General features: G+C 42.6%; 14 protein-coding genes and 6 tRNA genes. 3 read left to right on the plus strand and 17 right to left on the minus strand.

Annotated features, from left to right (window positions below; translation table 11 throughout):
* Positions 1–124: 124 nt before the first annotated feature.
* Positions 125–211 (minus strand) — tRNA-Ser (locus tag HXT53_RS05920).
* Positions 212–329: 118 nt separating this feature from the next.
* Complete coding sequence (locus tag HXT53_RS05925; RefSeq protein WP_060785857.1) at positions 330–1,268, minus strand: EamA family transporter; 939 nt, start codon at positions 1,266–1,268, stop codon at positions 330–332.
* 127 nt (positions 1,269–1,395) lie between these two features.
* Between HXT53_RS05925 and dinB the strand changes: the two genes are divergently transcribed.
* On the plus strand, positions 1,396–2,727 hold the full coding sequence (gene dinB, locus HXT53_RS05930) for a DNA polymerase IV (protein WP_421780181.1): 1,332 nt from the start codon (positions 1,396–1,398) through the stop codon (positions 2,725–2,727).
* On the opposite strand, the gene fdxA is transcribed toward dinB, so the two are convergent.
* The 10 genes from fdxA to HXT53_RS05980 form a co-directional block, all read right to left on the minus strand.
* Complete coding sequence (fdxA, locus tag HXT53_RS05935) at positions 2,724–3,044, minus strand: ferredoxin (RefSeq protein ID WP_004131685.1); 321 nt, start codon at positions 3,042–3,044, stop codon at positions 2,724–2,726. The genes dinB and fdxA overlap by 4 nt on opposite strands.
* Positions 3,045–3,199: 155 nt before the next feature.
* Complete coding sequence (locus HXT53_RS05940; RefSeq protein ID WP_421780183.1) at positions 3,200–4,831, minus strand: APC family permease; 1,632 nt, start codon at positions 4,829–4,831, stop codon at positions 3,200–3,202.
* Positions 4,832–5,044: 213 nt separating this feature from the next.
* Complete coding sequence (locus HXT53_RS05945; RefSeq protein WP_032841263.1) at positions 5,045–6,328, minus strand: FAD-binding protein; 1,284 nt, start codon at positions 6,326–6,328, stop codon at positions 5,045–5,047.
* Between the two features lie 88 nt (positions 6,329–6,416).
* Positions 6,417–6,587, minus strand: a complete 171-nt coding sequence (rpmG, locus tag HXT53_RS05950) for a 50S ribosomal protein L33 (protein WP_004114322.1) — start codon at positions 6,585–6,587, stop codon at positions 6,417–6,419.
* A 50-nt stretch (positions 6,588–6,637) separates the two neighbouring features.
* A tRNA-Met gene (locus HXT53_RS05955) sits at positions 6,638–6,711 on the minus strand.
* Between the two features lie 4 nt (positions 6,712–6,715).
* Positions 6,716–6,787 (minus strand) — tRNA-Thr (locus tag HXT53_RS05960).
* 1 nt (position 6,788) lies between these two features.
* Positions 6,789–6,870: transfer RNA gene (locus tag HXT53_RS05965), tRNA-Tyr, on the minus strand.
* A gap of 128 nt (positions 6,871–6,998) precedes the next feature.
* Entirely contained in the window at positions 6,999–8,093 is a 1,095-nt protein-coding gene (gene hisC, locus HXT53_RS05970) for a histidinol-phosphate transaminase (protein WP_020759942.1), read from the minus strand.
* A 148-nt stretch (positions 8,094–8,241) separates the two neighbouring features.
* Complete coding sequence (gene groES, locus HXT53_RS05975; protein WP_004114319.1) at positions 8,242–8,535, minus strand: co-chaperone GroES; 294 nt, start codon at positions 8,533–8,535, stop codon at positions 8,242–8,244.
* A gap of 192 nt (positions 8,536–8,727) precedes the next feature.
* A complete protein-coding gene (locus HXT53_RS05980) occupies positions 8,728–9,771 on the minus strand; it encodes a hypothetical protein (RefSeq protein WP_162861399.1) in 1,044 nt (347 codons plus the stop codon).
* A gap of 240 nt (positions 9,772–10,011) precedes the next feature.
* Between HXT53_RS05980 and HXT53_RS05985 the strand changes: the two genes are divergently transcribed.
* A complete protein-coding gene (locus HXT53_RS05985) occupies positions 10,012–10,188 on the plus strand; it encodes an FmdB family zinc ribbon protein (protein ID WP_004114314.1) in 177 nt (58 codons plus the stop codon).
* A gap of 170 nt (positions 10,189–10,358) precedes the next feature.
* Positions 10,359–11,030, plus strand: coding sequence for a hypothetical protein (locus HXT53_RS05990; RefSeq protein ID WP_004573707.1), 672 nt, complete (start codon positions 10,359–10,361; stop codon positions 11,028–11,030).
* A gap of 7 nt (positions 11,031–11,037) precedes the next feature.
* Here the strand turns inward: HXT53_RS05990 and HXT53_RS05995 are convergent, their stop codons facing one another.
* The 5 genes from HXT53_RS05995 to HXT53_RS06015 form a co-directional block, all read right to left on the minus strand.
* Positions 11,038–11,241 carry a hypothetical protein gene (locus HXT53_RS05995; RefSeq protein ID WP_004114310.1) on the minus strand — a complete coding sequence of 68 codons (204 nt, stop codon included), beginning with the start codon at positions 11,239–11,241 and terminating at the stop codon, positions 11,038–11,040.
* 24 nt (positions 11,242–11,265) lie between these two features.
* Positions 11,266–15,087 carry a helicase gene (locus HXT53_RS06000; protein WP_415698199.1) on the minus strand — a complete coding sequence of 1,274 codons (3,822 nt, stop codon included), beginning with the start codon at positions 15,085–15,087 and terminating at the stop codon, positions 11,266–11,268.
* A gap of 18 nt (positions 15,088–15,105) precedes the next feature.
* Complete coding sequence (locus HXT53_RS06005) at positions 15,106–16,542, minus strand: FHA domain-containing protein (protein ID WP_009994635.1); 1,437 nt, start codon at positions 16,540–16,542, stop codon at positions 15,106–15,108.
* Positions 16,543–17,030: 488 nt separating this feature from the next.
* A tRNA-Gln gene (locus tag HXT53_RS06010) sits at positions 17,031–17,102 on the minus strand.
* Between the two features lie 40 nt (positions 17,103–17,142).
* Positions 17,143–17,215 (minus strand) — tRNA-Glu (locus HXT53_RS06015).
* Between the last annotated feature and the right edge of the window lie 63 nt (positions 17,216–17,278).

Below are 17,278 nucleotides of genomic sequence, written 5' to 3' on the forward strand. Positions count from 1 at the left end.
TGGCGATTTGCAACGATTAAGTGGGAATACAGGGAATACAGTGAATCGGATTATGGGTTATAGGCCAAAAATCAAAACAAAAAGCTCTAAACCGCTGATTTTTCAACGATTTAGAGCTAAACCGCGGAGTCAGAGAGATTCGAACTCTCGAGCCGCTTACGCGACTAACACCTTAGCAGGGTGCCCCTATCGGCCACTCAGGCATGACTCCACTTTGTAACTATTCAAGATAGCAACAGGTTCAAACTATATCACCTCTTGAGGACGTGCACAATGCTTAAGCGACACACCAAACGCACAAAAGAAGCTTATATAACGCGCAACAGTATTTATGCGGGATTGTGATCTCCCGAAAATGTAATCACAACAGCCAACATAACTAAAGCCATTCCGCAAACATCAATCAACGTTGGCATTTCACCAAATCCCATGCCAACAAGCGCCGCAATCGCAGGGTAAAGCGCTTGCATAACTGAATATCTTGCCGAAGATACACGCTTTAGCAAAACCTGGTCTAAAAGAGTTGGAATAAAAGACGCGCAAATCGCAATAACAACCATTAATCCAAGAAGTTTCAAAGATCCATAAGGCTGAGCAGCCCAAGTTGCACTCGATTTAGGATGCACAACATGCAAAATTGCAGGGATTCCAAGAACACTCGACTGCAAAAGCCAACCAATTAAAATAGCTATACTAACTCTGTCAATTGCATTAGAACCTCTTGCAAGCATACGCCCAGATACAATGTACATTCCCCACATTGATCCGCCAATAAGAATTGCCACTAATCCAACAAGAAAATGCGGACTTTCGTTAGAATGCATAGACGCGCTTGCAAGAAGCACAATTCCGCAAGCCGCAATAACAATACCAACGCGCTCACGCCATGTTTTACCAGTTATAACAGCAACCATTAAAGGCCCTACAAACTCAATAGTTACAGCCACCCCCACAGCCATGCAACTAATAGCTAAATAAAACATTGTGTTCATAAGAACAACAGAAATGCCTACAGCAACAACAATTGCCCATTCTTTTAACGTTTTAGGAAGAGAGTTGCGAGCGCGCTTTTTACGCGAAAAAGGTCTTCTCCAAGCAAGCAAAAACAAAGACATAAACCCAACGCGATACCACACAGAATATAGCGGATCGAGCTGGCTAAACGCGACTTTTGCTATAGACGTTGCTAGATAGACCGTTGCAGCTTCTGCAACAACGATTAGCAAAACAGGCATGCGATTTAGCGCGTTTACTATGATTTGTTTCATAAAGCATACCCTACACGGCAGTAGTTATATTTGCCAGTAGTTATTTTGCGTATTTTACACTTATTTTTCGTAAACTTATTGCGACACGCTATTGCACAAAATCGAACGTTTGTTCTACTATAAATTCATGAGCACAGCACCGCGAGTTAATGCAGCTAAACGCGATTGGGGGCGCAATGCGTCTGGCTGCACAATACTTCATATCGATATGGATGCATTTTATGCATCACTCGAGGCGGCGCGTAATCCTAGGTTACTTGGCAAACCTGTGATTATTGGTACAGGCTCGCGCTCCGTAGTTTCGGCAGCCAGCTACGAAGCACGTAAGTATGGCGTGAATTCCGCTATGCCTACAGCGCAAGCACGAAGATTGTGCCCTAATGGCATTTTCTTGTCGGTAGATATGCCATATTACGTTTCCATTTCATCTAGGATTTTTAAGGAGGTCTTTTCAAAGATCACAGATAAAGTTGAACAGGTTTCTGTAGACGAGTGTTACATGGACGTTAGCTCAGCGTTATTACGCTGGAAAACGCCCATCGCCATAGGTGAGTGGACAAGAAGCGAAGTCGCGCGCAAGTTTCACATCACTTGCTCTGTGGGGATTGCATCAAATAAGCTGATCGCAAAAATGGCGTCAACGAACGCAAAGCCAAACGGAATGCTGATTATCCCCCAAAATCGCAATGCCGACTTTGTTTCAATAATGCCATTACGAGCAATACCAGGAATAGGACCCGCGCTTGCTAAAAAACTAGCTATGTGGGGAATAAACAGCATTGAGATGCTTAGAAGTGTAGATGAGAAGACTTTGGAACGAGTTGCTGGGTCTAAAGTTCTTGCGCGAATGCTTTATAACACTTCGCGCGGAATTGATACACGGCAAGTAATGCCCCACGTTCCAGAAAAATCCATTGGAACAGAAAGCACTCTTGATAAAGACACCACAGATATTGCAGCAGTGAAAAACCTGATCAGGCACTGCTGCAACGAAGTGGCGCAAGAATTACGCAATCGCAACATAATGGCAAAAACAGTAATGTTAAAATTGCGATTCAGCGATTTGCACTATGCAACAAGATGCAAAACATTAAGAAACGTAACCGATTGCGCTCCAGAGATTTATAAGCATGCTTGCGATTTACTAGAATCGGTAAATCCAACAGTTCATGACCATAAATTAGGCGGAAGTCATATTTGTTTACTAAGCTCCGTCAGGCTTGCTGGCGTTAGCGTAAGCAATCTTGTAGATAAAAGCAAAGCGCTTGTTCAGCCTACGATTAGCGACATATTAGAAGAGAACGAAAGAGAAAACACTATAAGTAGCATGCGTAAAAATTCAACAGAAATTGCGCAAAACGCAATAAAAAATACGCATGCAAGAATAAGTCACGCAGAACACGTATTAGATGCAGTAAGAAAAAAGTATGGTAAGAATGCTGCTCAAATGGGCATTTAAGCATCTTTTTTAGGAAGAGCAGCTACGCGATCCTCATCCCAACCAGATGGGCCAGCTTCTTGCGCACCACCTAAATCTCCAAGCTTGTTAAAGTATTCCACAGCAGCGTCTTTATACCATTCCCACTCTTCTGGAACGTCGTCTTCGTAAAAGATGGCCTCTACTGGGCACGCAGGCTCGCACGCACCGCAATCAACGCATTCGTTAGGGTTTATGTAAAGCGTGCGGTCGCCTTCGTAAATGCAATCAACAGGGCACTCGTCAACACACGCTTTATCTTTAACGTCAACGCATGGCTCTGCAATAACGTAAGGCATAACAAACGCACCCTTTCACACTCAAAAATAAACTAACTCTTCTATTATAGTTCACGTTACGAGTGCAAAACGCATTGAGTCGGCATGCGTAATCACATACCGACTCAATACAGTTAAATTAACGTCTCAAGAAATCAACGTCTCAAAGCAAAAGCCTATTGAGCATCCTCTTGAGCAGACCCAACAGCCGCCTCTTGAGCAGCCTCAGCTCGCGCTTGATCTTCCGACTCACCTTCCGCAACTTTTTCTGCAGCAGCAGCATCTTGCGCAAACAAGGTTTCTACTGGAACACCAAGCTTCTTAGCTTTACGAAGTTGCCTTCCCAGCAAAGAATTGCGGTAAGAATATCCAAAGTACACAATAAAACCGATTGCAAGCCAGATTGCAAAACGAATCCATGTAAGCACAGAAAGGTTTAGCATAAGCCAGAACGTAGAAAGCGCGGCGAAAATAGGTAGAACTGGATTCCATGGAACCATAAAGGATCGATGCAAATCAGGTCTACGCATACGCATAATAGGAACGCCTGCAGAAACAAGCAAGAACGCAGAAAGCGTACCAATATTCACCATATCGGAAAGAATTCCAATATCTAACGTAGAAGCGATTATTGCAACAACAACGCCAGAAACAATCTGAATACGTGCAGGGATTCCGCGCTTGCTAACCTTAGAGAAGCTACGTGGAAGCAAACCATCTCGGCTAACAGCAAACACAATACGTGTAAGGCCCAAAAGAAGAACCATAACAACAGTTGTTAAGCCGATTACAATGCCAAGAGAAATGATCTTAGCAGCCCAAGTTGCGCCTACAAGCTCAAAGCTCGTAGAAAGCGAAGGAGCCTCTTGCTTAGCCAAATCCTTGTAAGAGACCATACCAGTTGTAACAACAGCAACAAGAATGTAAAGAACAGTCACAATCAAAAGACCAAGACCAATGCCCTTAGGAATGTTCTTGTGTGGGTCTTTAGTTTCTTCTGCCGTAGTTGCAACAACGTCAAATCCAATAAATGCAAAGAACACAAGTGCTGCACCAGAAAGAATACCCGTAACGCCGTAAACAGCTGGCTGCATGCCAGTAACCCACTGCCAAAGCGGCTGGCTCATAGTGCCAGAAACGTGAATTCCCTTAACGCTAGCAACGTCTGTTGCAGGTGGAACAAATGGAGTGAAGTTAGAAGCCTTAATGTAGAAGAATCCAACAACAACAACAAACAGAACAATGCCAATCTTCAAGATTGTTAAAGCACCGTCAAAACGAGCAGAAAGCTTTGTTCCAACAACAAGCATAATCGTAAAGAACGCAACAATAACTACTGGAGCAAGATCAAAAGTAAAACCGCCAATATTTACCGAAGTAGATACGTTAAGACCAAACAAATGCATTAAATCGTTAAGATAAACGCCCCAATATTTGGCTATAACAGATCCTGCCATAAGCATTTCCAGAATCATATCCCAGCCAATAATCCAAGCAATAAGCTCGCCGACTGTTGTGTACGTAAAGGTGTATGCAGATCCTGCAACAGGAATCATCGAAGCGAACTCAGCGTAGCACATTGCAGCCGTTCCGCAAACGATTCCAGCAATAATAAAGCTAATAATCACCGCTGGTCCCGCATGGAATGCAGCTGCTTGAGCGCCAACAGAGAAGATTCCAGCGCCAACAGCAACCGCTACGCCCATAACCGCAAGATCCCAAGAATTTAGCGTGCGCTTAAGATGGCGATCACCATCCATTGTTTCTGCAATAGTCTGCTCAACAGACTTTTTTCTCCATATTTGCATAATCCAACCTTCTCTAAAACTACGTCTAAAACATTCCATATAAGGGGTTATATGTTATAAATCGCAAAAAATACGGTTCAACACACATTAAGTGCTATTAAACAATAATTTTTACGATATTAAAAGAGCATAGTACTTTGTCTAGCGGAAAATCACAACACAAATCGCAATTTATTATGTTAAATTATGCTAAATTTGTGTTAACAACTTACATTAATAATCTAAGTTAATGCCGATCAGTACAGGCTCTGGAACGAGTTTTACGCCAAAAGAATCATAAACACCATCTATGATTTTGTGTGCTAAATCAACAATATCTTTGCATTTTGCATTATTGCGATTGGTCAATGCCAAAGTATGCAAAGAAGACAACCCAGCCTCACTTTTTATACCATTGTTTTGCGTAAGCCTAAATCCTTTATGGAATCCTGCATGATCAATAAGCCATGCGGCAGAAGTCTTAACACCCTTAGATCCATCTGGCAAAGTGGCGTCAAATCGCGGAGCGTCTTCTGGAAGCAAATCTGCCTGAGATTCTGTCAAAATCGGATTCATAAAGAAACTTCCACAACTATGACGATCGGCATACTTAGAATCGCCGTCTAACAAATCTCCACAAACATAGTCTTCATTTTGAAGACTAATCGCAGACTCAACACCGCTCTCGCTTTTTGCGTAGCACATCCACTTATTTGCGTAACGCATAGCATCTTCAAGCATGCCCTTAGACGCTCTAACGCGCAAAACTTCGCGACGAATCTTAGATGTTTCCATCCTATCGCCAACTTGCACGCCAAGCGCGTGAGCAAGCTGAGAATGAGCCACAACACCCGTTTTTGAATGCTTTAAGCAAAAAGTAACAGATAAAACAACATATCTAGGCGTTGGGAAGAAGCAATCGGCAGCAACACCAGGCGCCTTATACATGCTTTTTTTAAGAACAGACGTGCGGTATCCAAACTTAAGATCCGCAAGATTCATATAAAAAGTTGTTTTATCTTTACGATCCCAAACTTCTACACATTCAACGCTTTGCGCCACTTCCGCACCATATGCGCCAATGTTTTGCACAACAGATGCCCCAACAGTTCCAGGAATACCAGATAGCGCTTCTACGCCTTCTAAGCCAAGCTGAATCGTATGCGATACAAAATCATCCCAATTGCATCCTGCTTCTGCACTAACGTGAACTAAACAATCTCCACTATCCTTATCAACGCCATCTTCGCTAGGAGCCGCCTCATCTAAAACACAAATTTCACGCCGAGCATCGCGCACAACAACTCCGTTAAACAACTCGTCGCTAACGAGCATATTAGATCCACCACCAATAACACACAATGGCAATCCCGCACAATCGGCATCTTCTACAGCTTCAATAACAGCCACCCTGCTATTAGGCTCTACAAAACGAGCAATACTACCCCCAACCCCAATTGTTGTAAGGTCTGCGAAAGTTGGATTATCAGATTTCGATAAGGATGATTGCATACTCATATGCCTAATCCTAACAGCACTAAATAACAAAAAACCCCGCAAAACGCGGGGTAAATAAAGCTACAAAACTTCGCCGAAGCTCACTCGCTTAGCGAGTCTCGCGATGGAGAGTATGCTTGCCGCAACGTGGGCAGAACTTGCTCAACTCGAGACGATCAGGCGTATTACGACGATTCTTCGTCGTGATGTAATTACGCTCCTTGCACTCCGTGCATGCAAGCGTAATGCCTGGACGGATGTCTGCGCTCTTACTTGCCATTTCGTTCACCTCTAGAATGTTGTGTGTTGACCAACTCCTGCTGGCCATTGTAGCGAGGAAGAGACTCGAACTCTTGACCTTACGATTATGAGTCGTACGCTCTAGCCAGCTGAGCTACCCCGCCAGAGAGCCTCGAGTGAGAATCGGACTCACGACCTCTTCCTTACCAAGGAAGTGCTCTACCACTGAGCTATCGAGGCGTGGCGGGTAGTGGATTTGAACCACTGAAGCACGAAGCAACTGATTTACAGTCAGTCCCATTTGGCCGCTCTGGTAACCCGCCAATGTTTCCGAACGGAGAAGAATATCTCCAAACGGCAACTTTGTTATTTTGCCACGAACGCGAGACTAATGCAAGATTAAGACACGCCGAAAGGCAAAAACCGCATCTAAATGCAGTCAAAAATATGATTATTTAAGCGAAAAACCATCTTTCTTTAAAGACTCGCATATTTTAAGAACACGGTCATTTGCTTCTGTTTCCGCAATTGTTATGCGAATACCTTCTCCAGCAAAAGCTCGCACAGAAAGACCTGCATCAACAAAACGCTGATTAGCTCGCTCTGTGTCTTCACCAAACGGCATCCAGAAGAAGTTTGCGTACGGCTCGACAATATTCCACCCTTGTTCACGCAAACCGCTTACAACGCGATTACGCTCCTTAACAAGCGCATCTACGCGATTGCGCATCTCTACAAGCGCTTGAGGTTCCAAAGAGGCAATGGCAGCCACTTGTGCAATTTGGCTTACTCCAAATGGAACAGCCACTTTTCTCATGCCGTCTACAACATCTGCAGCGCCAATAGCGTATCCAATGCGCAAGCCAGCTAAACCGTATGCCTTAGAGAATGTTTGAGCAACAACAACGTTTGGATATTCGCGGTAAAGTTGCATGCCATCTGCCGTGCCTTTTGCGTTGTTAAATTGCACATACGCTTCGTCAATAAGCACCAAGACGTCGCTTGATACAGCATCCAAAACCTTTCTAGCATCCTCATCAGAAAGTTGCGCGGATGTAGGATTGTTTGGATTGTTCAAAATAACAAGACGAGTGCGCTCATTAATTGCATCAATCATTGCGTCCACATCGTGCGACCCATCTGCGCGATTAGGAATTTTAACGCTTGTAGCGCCAGCACCCGTAACAATAATTGGATATGCCTCAAAGCTTCTCCAAGGGTATATAACTTCGTCTCCAGGACCCGCAACTAAGTCTACGAGCTGCGTAATAACCTCCGTGGAGCCGCAGCCAAGCACAACTTCATCGGGAGTAACGCTAAACTTTTTAGCTAACTCTTCTACAACTTCTGTTCCACGCATATTTGGGTAACGATTAATAACACCAAGCGCGCGGTTAGAAATAGCGTCTTTTACGCTTTCTAACGGCTCAAATGGGTTTTCGTTGCTCGAAATCTTATATGCGCGAATGCCGTCTAATGCGGGCGCTGGTTTGCCTTGCTTGTAATTTGGCAAACTATCTAGAATACTGCGGTGTTTGTAATCCATGATTTTATAATAGTCGCGTCTTAAACAAATTAAGCAAAAACGCTGAAAACAGCGGCGAACCGTTATTTTCAGCGTTAAATAGATTCAAATATTATTTGATTAATTACAAGCGATTAGCAAAGCAATCAACCAAACAATTAATCAAAAATCAGCCAAGGATTGCAAGAACGTCACGAGACGAAACAATTAAATAATCTTCGCCTTCGTAATGAACTTCTGTGCCGCCATACTTGGAGTAAAGAACCTTGTCTCCAACTTTAACGTCCATAGGAATGCGCTCACCCTTGTCGTCGCGACGACCTGGTCCAACAGCCAATACTTCGCCCTGTTGTGGCTTTTCCTTAGCGTTATCTGGAATATACAAGCCAGAAGCAGTTTGAGTTTCTGCCTGAGCTTGCTTAACAATAATCTTATCTTCCAACGGTGTGAGCTTAATCGACACTGTCGCCACCTCTTTCTTAAGAGAAATGTAACTATTCGCACAAATAATATTGACGAGGCTGACGATCACGTCAAAACTATCGCGCACTGTGATTTATAATAGCGCGTTTTTAGCACTCTACCAACTAGAGTGCTAAAATTTTGGAAAATTTTTTAAAAATATGTGTATTTTAATCTACTTTTAAACTTATTTTCATGCAGTGCGACGAGCTAAAACATCTCGCAAATCAGCTTTTCCTAATGAATCTTCAGTAATAACTGGTGGTTCCACATTATTATCGGAAGCTTCTTTAGTAGAAAGCGGTTTTTTAGCTGAAATTGCCTTAGCAACCTGCTTAGTGGACTTTATTTCCAAGCTTAACGGACCATTATTCTTGTCATTTGAAGAAGATTCTGTAGAATCAGACCCAAACGAGAAAGATATTAAATCTTGATGAGATTCAGACGAATCAGACGCGCCAGAAGAATCAGATACATCAGGCAAAGACGATGACTGATTACCAGCAGATACATAACCATTAGCATTCTGCGAATTGACGCGTTCTAAAGCCATACTAATTTCACGCTGCTGCATAACAGAAGTTTCTGTATTGTCTTGAGTATTCGACGAATATTGTGTAACAGAACCTGATGAATAATTTTGATACTCTTCTTCATGAGCTACAACAGAATTGACAATCGCATCAAAAACTGGTTCCACAATAGATTCACTAGATTCGCCATAACCTTTTTTACCATAGTTTTGCGGCACTCCAGCAGATTTGTTATAAGCAGCAACGCGCGCTTCCCAATCTCGCGCATGCTTTGCCGCAATAGAGCCAAAGTAAAGAACTGTTGACACCATAGCGAATGGTATAAGAGCGAACCAAGCAGAATATAATCCAGACAAACCAGCTACAAGAACCACAAGTGTCAAGAAAACAAGCGAAAAAACCAAAATACGGCGACGACGAACCGCAGCGCGACGAAGAGCACGAATACGAGCCACATGTTGCGGAGTAAAATTATCTCTTAACACCTTTGACTTATTGCTCTTATTTTTAGTGTTCTTATTTTTATTCGATCGCTTCTCTGACGGTTGCATTCCAACCCCTTTCGCCATCGCACCACTACACTCATGGAATAGCGAAGCACTACGCTCATCCACAATATGCAGCGAAGGTGAATACCTATCTTCGCTGTGTTCCAACATTGACTTCATGCTGTTAACAGTGCGCTTAGGCAACCAACCAAACATTAAGGCTATGATGATGATTAATACAATTAACGCACTCACCGATTCATAACCCATACGTATAAATATAAAGTGCGTTACGGATGTGAAGAGCCAAAATCAATTCGGCGTGTCGCAATTATAGGAATTATTACATTAAATTTTTACAAATTACTGCATCTTTTTGCATATATTTTAAGTCATCTTTCATGCGGTGCGGGAATGAGCTAGGATATGTGATGGAAATAAAGATCGGAGGAACCGTTGCCTACTTATCATTACCGTTGCAAGCAATGTGGATATGATTTTTCGGAATATCAATCGTTTGAAGATGACCCAATTACAGTGTGTCCAAAATGCGGAAAACCAGAACTTCGTAAGGTGTTTTCTGCGCCACCAATCAATTTTAAAGGTAGCGGATTTTATCGCACTGATAAATAATTTTTCAAGCAGGTACAAACAATTTGTGGAAATGTGCATAAACAATTTCGCTTATTAGCAAATTTGTGGAAAAGTGCATAAAATCGTCTAATTTACAATAGAAAATGACCTTTAACCACATTGACAAAAATATCTTGTAGAAGCATCACCTTTTATTAGATGATGCTTCTATGAGCATGATATCAATATTAAAAAACACATCTAGCACGCATGATGCGCACGAAAATCAAGTGCCAGCCATGCTTTTAAAACGCAGGCAGAAAGCACTTTTGTTAAATGCGCTTACAGTATCTTTTATTAGCGTTGCAACACTTATTGCAATAAATATGATTACGAGCTGTCAAGAAACGCAAATCATACCTGTAGCAATTAGAGATATATCTAAAGGCACTCTTATTAAACAAGATGATTTGTCTTATGTTAACGTGCCCAAAAACAGTGTTTTTAATCATGTTATTAACAAGGATTTGATCAAAAATGCTATTATCGCAACCTGCAATATCAAATATGGTATGCCTATCTTTACTAGTCAGATTACACAACAAGCAAAAATTCCACCAGGATTCACAACGATTTCAATAAAACTGGCAAGCAACAACCAAGATTTAAACATTGGAGAAAATATTTCGATAGCATTTAGCAAAGTTTCAAGAGGAGATCACAACGAGAATGACATTGTTCAAGAAAATAAAAACATTTCTTTTATCCACGATGTAATAGTAGTCAAAACAGGCAATTCATCTCAAAACGCGTTACTAGCCATGCCTGCAGAGTCTGCGTTACAGATAATAAATACACAATCTATTATTCCAAACCTTGCGGTTATTGCAATACGAGGATAAAACAGCTTTACCTACCACGTTCACTAAAAACTGCCCAATGAGGCGGAAGCTCTCCAAGAATACGATTATCGTCATCTTTAGAGCGCTGGTCTAAAGTCTGAAAATCCGAAGGCTCCAGCTTAACGCCATCAGCATCAAAAAGCTCAGAGCCTTTACGAACTACTCGATTATGCGTTCTAGAACATCTGCGATTGGGATTATAGTCACTCACCTATAGTCACTCACCTATCACGGCTCACTGATCTTCACCATAAAGCTCGCCTATTCTAGAAACAACCCGCTCAACCTCTTTTTCAGGATTTACGAATGCTCCAACGCTCCAAACATTCATAACAGACCAGCCAAGATACTCCAAATCTTGCGCAAACATGCGATGACGTTCACGCGTTGATTCTATATTCATGAATCTCATATCATCCGTTAAAACAGCAAGAGCAAAAGGCTTATCTGGCAAACCAACAACAAGAGGAATACTGTGTTCCTTATCAAATCCGTAATTCACCGCTACGCACAATCCGCGAGCGCGAATACGATCCGCCAAATCAGTAAACAAAACATTATTAAAACTGTCTACTGAAGAATCAAAAGCCTCCGCACGCGCACCTGCAGCTTCTGCCTTATTTTCTGCCTTATCTTGATCATATTCAGGTTTTGCTTCATCAAAATCAGTTGGATTTACTGGACTATCATCCAACTGCTCAGCCCAAATAAGCAATTCTTTAAGCAGCTTAGGACCATCCTGATGCAAACGTTCATCTTCCATATCACTAGATTTAAACGCGCAAACAATATCTAAATTCCTACGAGCTAATGCTAACGAATCAAGAAGTATACCCTTACCGCCTTCTTCTTCCAAAACACCAAATTGTTGCAAAAGCCTACCGTGAGAAGTTTTTGCATAGCATAAGGAAAGAATAACATCCGTAGCGGCAGCACCAACAGACTCACTAGCATCTACAAGACGAACATGGCGAAGGAATCTATTCATATTTTCATCTTTAATAGCAAGAGCCTTAAGCTCCGCTCCTAAACGATTCCTAAACACACTCGTAAGAGTTACAACTGCAAGAACATAGCTGGAAGGAACTACCGTGAAAGTCGTAGCACGCTGTTTTATCAAGGAAACAACTTCGTCAATTTCCCTCTGACTACTCTCAATCAAACCAGTAGACATAACAGGAACACCAGAAGCCTCAACTTGGTGAAGCTTAACTTTACCTTGCATTCTATCTACAGGAACATCGTGACGAAGCGAACCATACCCATGATTTTCAAGGAAATTGGCAAGACGAAGAGAACGCCTAGTAGCACGAGATTTAACATGTACAGAAGGCAAAACACTAATCAAATCGTTAACACTCTGCGAACTTACCGTATTCTTATGAGCAATGACCACAACTTGGCGAGCACGAGCGAGAATGCTAAGAAGCTCAATATTGCTCAAATGCTCAACAGAATCAAGGATCACAATGTCTACAATCGGCTTAAATTCAGTCATCATAGTCAAAGTAGAAGGCATAGCAACCATAATTGGCTTAGCAGCAAGAAGAAGATCTGCATGAGAATTCATCAATTTGGTAAAAGTCACGCCAGAACTATTACTTGCCAGAGTTGTGTGAAGCTGATTAGCTTCCTGAGACCTAGAGAAAAGTAGTTCACACAAACGTTTTAGAGTCTCTTGTTGAACCATAGGCCCCACAGAGCGCACATGCTCAGTATCTACCTGAACAAAACGGTCAGAAGCATCTTGCATAGCCGAACCATCTTGGTTAGAAATAATCGCGGAAGAATTAACGATATCTTCAAAAACCGTAGTCCACCAAGCCAAGTGAAGCTCACCATCTAACGCAGAACCAGTAACATTACGCCTACGCAAATCGCAAACAAGGTCTTCTAAACCAACACCGCGTAAATCGCGCTCAATCACACACCTACCAGGTAAAGTATCTAAGGAAGCACGATCGTCATGTAAAGCCTGTAAACGCTCATCAAGTTTAGTAAACTCAACATTTTCAAGATCAGCACCCAAACGCGTGGTGGAAAGAACAGCATCAAGAGCTACAAGATTACGATCCAAAAGCTCCTGAGTACTAACAATCTCATCTAACTTAGGCGGTAACACAGGCCACCCTCCATGAGGAACAAAAGTACGCCACTGAGCAGCTTGCTGAGCAACAATCTTCAAAGCCTCATGAAGATCATCTACTTTAGCTCCTACACGCAAAAGACTACGAGCTTCTTTAATATGACGTCTACGCTCCCAGAAGCCCATTACTGTACCTTCACGCTTGCGAACAGCTTTAGGCTTACTTGCTTCAATCATCGCGCTAAGATCACGTTCAAAAATATCTGCTTGGAAAACATCTAAAACTCGGCGAAGATTCTTTAACACCGTAACCTGTCTACCCCATTCGCGTGCGGTAGCGGGAACAGGAAAACCGCAGTTTTGAACAGTTGATTTAACATGTTCGCGTGCTGCAGGAAGAAGCTTTAGTAGAACATCTACAACGCGCTGATATACAGCAACAGCCTCATTCTCATTGAACAAAGACGCGCCAAACCACGGGGTATCTTCAGGCTTTATCGTAAATTCTCCAAGCTCATCTGCTTGATGTAATTTTTGCGCCCATTCATCTAAATGACCAGAAAGCGATCTTGCAGCAGCAACATCTAGTCTTACATGAGTACAAGGATGAGTAGGCAACATTGCAATAGCAGCAAGATTTTGCATTGTCTGATACGCTGACACACCCCAACGCTCATCTACTCCATGCAAGTCTCCCAAATAACGATTTAAGCGAGTTTTAACACCAACTAACTCGTCACAAACCTGCTCAAAACGGCTAGAAGCAACGCTTTGACGCGCCCCAACTGCAGCTATGAGCTGAGAATCCACATGTTTCGCAAGGTGAGAATCCGAAACGTCTAGCGCAAGCGAAGAAATCTCATTCGCACTAAGAGCATGACGGAATCGACGCTGTTGTTCCATAACATTTGGAACATATAAAATGGACTTTCCAGCAAGAACACAGCGTGAAGAAATCGCAGCCGCGATAGAAGCAGAATCAGATCCAGCATCCACGTCTAAAGCCAGAGAAACGCCATTAGCAGCTAAACCAGATGCATAACGTACAACATTATCTACATCACCGACTTCATATTCACCATGAGGGTCTACATCTAGAGGAGAATACTCTTGCCTATCATTTGCCGCCAACTCTTTAAGCGCACGCTCATCGCCAGCAACCGCATCAATCATAGTGTTTCCAACATTCCCAACTTTAAGCGCCTGCAAAATCTGAGCGCTTTCAGCCAAAAATCTGGATCCCGAATCAGTAAAACATCCAAGAACAATATCTCGTTCAATATCAAAATCTGGGAACACGCTGCGAGCAGATGCACAAATTGCATCAAAAACAGCTGACGTTTCTGGTGTTCCGCTTTCATAGTTTGCGCCGTCAAAAAGCGCATCTTCACTAAGATTCACGCCTCTCTCTTGCAATCTAAGAACAAGAGCATGGTTTAAGCGCACATTGCCAGAAAAGTAGATTGTTGCGTATGTTTCATCCTTGCCAGAGTCTCGAATAACTCGCACTGGGTATGTTAAAACTGGCACATGATTACCGCTCCACGATGCCACTCCAACAACAAGCGAAAGCTCCGAAACACCATTTTCGTGCGCCTTATTATCTCTATCTTCAAAAACCCTGTCTAGTCTGCGCCCTGCCGCGCGCAACATTCCAGAATCGCGGAATAACGCCTGAAGAGTTACTTTTCCACTCGCAAAAAGTTGCGCTATCCCAGATGGGTGAGCATGCGTTAATTCTAATTGTGCGGAAAGTTTCGTTATGTCTTCAAGCGGCGAAGGCGCAAGCTGTGACTTGTATTGTTCGCGCCAAGAGTTTATTCGCCTTAACTTTTCATCTCGCGAAGCTGTAGCCTGCGCACTTTCATGCTTTATTTGCGCATTCTGCTCGTAAGCTTCTTGATAATTTTGTTCACTCGCATTATGCGCTTGATTTACTTGGCTTATAAAATCATTCTGTTCGCCGCTCATACTACTAAACTCCCCTGTTTATAAACCTACTGCGTTGCGGTAAGCGTTATACCCGCTATTTTGCGCTAAAGCTTCATCTACGTCTGCATTGCCTTGAGCTGAAAGCCAAGCGTATAAATCGTCATAAAGACCTGTATTCATGGCTAAAAATGGAAGTAATTCTTGATATTTTGCTATCTCAAACTGTTTAGAGAAATCAGTGGTTTTCTGAGCTTCTTCCGAAGTGAATCCACCTGCTTGTACAATTTCTTTATGCGCGTTGAATTCTCCATTTGACACTTTTTCGAACACAGACCCTGGTTCAAAAGCTGGAGTGTATTGCGAATCTTCTTGAATATTGACTGAATTGGATCGAATGAATTGTTCATGATTTAGTTGAATTTGAGGTTCATCTTGCAATGAATCGTCGGTTGCTGGCGACTCATCTTCTGTTCCATCTTGTAATTCATTCTCATCTTGATAATTGATTTGAATTTCTGCTATCTCCTCTTGTTCAGTATTCTGATCTTGCGTTGTGTGATCCTCGTTTTCAACATCTACATTTTGTGAGTACTGAATTTTAGAATCGTCTTGAACATCGTGAGAATCAAAAGAATCATTTGCAACAACACTGTTATCCACAATATTATCTGGATTTACAGTTTCATCACTATTAGTTTTGTCACTACTAGCTTGTGCTGCATTAGCTTGTGCTGCATTAACTTGTGATGCATTAGCTTGTGCTGCATCATCAAAAAGATTACGAGGTTCTGCAGCAGACTCAAAATCTTCACGCACAACAGGAAGAACAACCTGATTAGCAATCACGGGATCGCTTTGTTTTACAGGATTTACTGAAATATCAGCCTTGCTTGCACTATAAACATCATCAGCTTTACCGGCAGCATTTAATTTGGACTGATTATCCCACACTAAATTAGGGTGTGAAACAGATTGTGCACGGAAAACGCCTGTTGGCTCTCCAGCACGAATATCAAGAATATCATCGACCGACAAATCCGAAGCATCTGGCTCTTTAATGGAACCGTCAGCAGCATAAGAGAACAAGTCGCGTACAGGCTCCGCACTATTTTCAGCCAAAGGAACTGGCTCTTCTATACGCACAAAGTCAATTGGCACATCTCCAAATTGCATGCGAACAATGCTATCTGGCATATGAAAATCAACATCTGGATCTAGTCGCAGCAAATCTCCGCTTTCGTTTACAAGATAAGTTCCGTTTGTAGAATGCAAATCTCGAATAGTCGCCACGCCACTTGTGTCTACTATAAGAAGCGCATGCCTTTTAGACATTGAGCGCTTATTGTCTACAATGTCTACACGCATAAAACCGTCTTCGCGCAAAGGTCGTATAGGCTTTCTGCCGATCTCCACAGACTGACCCGCTCCAACGCGCGCCTGCTCGACACCACCTACTGTAATCATCCAACGCTGCAAGGTTTGTCGACTTCCCACGGAACCTGCTCCCTTCAAAAAACACACTACATACTATTGTGTCATGCTTTGTGTATATTGCGCGAATCGACAACTCCGAGCTGCATAATGCGCGAGAAGCGCTTTGACTGAGCTTGAAATTGCATAACGCATTTCAAGCTCCTTCAAAGCGTGATTTGGCTTAAATATAAAGTCCAGTAGACTTTATGTGTCAAATCAGCCTCACGGCTACTAATAGCCCGTGAGGAACTATTCGCTGAGTCTATTAGAGCAGAAGCAATAGCTTGCGTTATATTCGTAGCTCACATGATGCGTTTGTAACGTTTTTACCGCAAAAAACGTTACAAACATCTCACCGATGATGCAAATATAACGAAAATCAGTAAAAAACGTTACAAATGCCTCACACGCGATACAAATATAAGAAACAAGAAAAGTACGAGCAATGTAAGCTATATCTTTTATCTTTGAAATACAAAAAAGCCCTCGTAAAACACGAGGGTTATTCGCTGGGGTACCTGGACTCGAACCAAGAATGGATGAACCAGAATCACCTGTGTTGCCAATTACACCATACCCCAATTGGCAGGCTTCGCGGCTCTTGGAACCGTTCCGTCTTTGTACCCCCGACCGGATTTGAACCGGTGTTGGCGCCGTGAGAGGGCGTAGTCCTAGGCCGCTAGACGACGGGGGCTTCATTTATCTGCTACGCCTCTAGACGCAACAAATGTCGACTTTACAACATAACAGCTCAATA

The organism is Gardnerella sp. KA00390, from assembly GCF_049244075.1.
Lineage (GTDB): Bacteria > Actinomycetota > Actinomycetes > Actinomycetales > Bifidobacteriaceae > Bifidobacterium > Bifidobacterium vaginale.

Bases quoted from the DNA above. Each gene is read 5' to 3' on its own strand.
- HXT53_RS05925 (WP_060785857.1), bottom strand. From the start codon at position 1,268: ATGAAACAAATCATAGTAAACGCGCTAAATCGCATGCCTGTTTTGCTA.
- dinB (WP_421780181.1), top strand. From the start codon at position 1,396: ATGAGCACAGCACCGCGAGTTAATGCAGCTAAACGCGATTGGGGGCGC.
- fdxA (WP_004131685.1), bottom strand. From the start codon at position 3,044: ATGCCTTACGTTATTGCAGAGCCATGCGTTGACGTTAAAGATAAAGCG.
- HXT53_RS05940 (WP_421780183.1), bottom strand. From the start codon at position 4,831: ATGCAAATATGGAGAAAAAAGTCTGTTGAGCAGACTATTGCAGAAACA.
- HXT53_RS05945 (WP_032841263.1), bottom strand. From the start codon at position 6,328: ATGAGTATGCAATCATCCTTATCGAAATCTGATAATCCAACTTTCGCA.
- rpmG (WP_004114322.1), bottom strand. From the start codon at position 6,587: ATGGCAAGTAAGAGCGCAGACATCCGTCCAGGCATTACGCTTGCATGC.
- hisC (WP_020759942.1), bottom strand. From the start codon at position 8,093: ATGGATTACAAACACCGCAGTATTCTAGATAGTTTGCCAAATTACAAG.
- HXT53_RS05980 (WP_162861399.1), bottom strand. From the start codon at position 9,771: ATGTTTGGTTGGTTGCCTAAGCGCACTGTTAACAGCATGAAGTCAATG.
- HXT53_RS05990 (WP_004573707.1), top strand. From the start codon at position 10,359: ATGAGCATGATATCAATATTAAAAAACACATCTAGCACGCATGATGCG.
- HXT53_RS06000 (WP_415698199.1), bottom strand. From the start codon at position 15,087: ATGAGCGGCGAACAGAATGATTTTATAAGCCAAGTAAATCAAGCGCAT.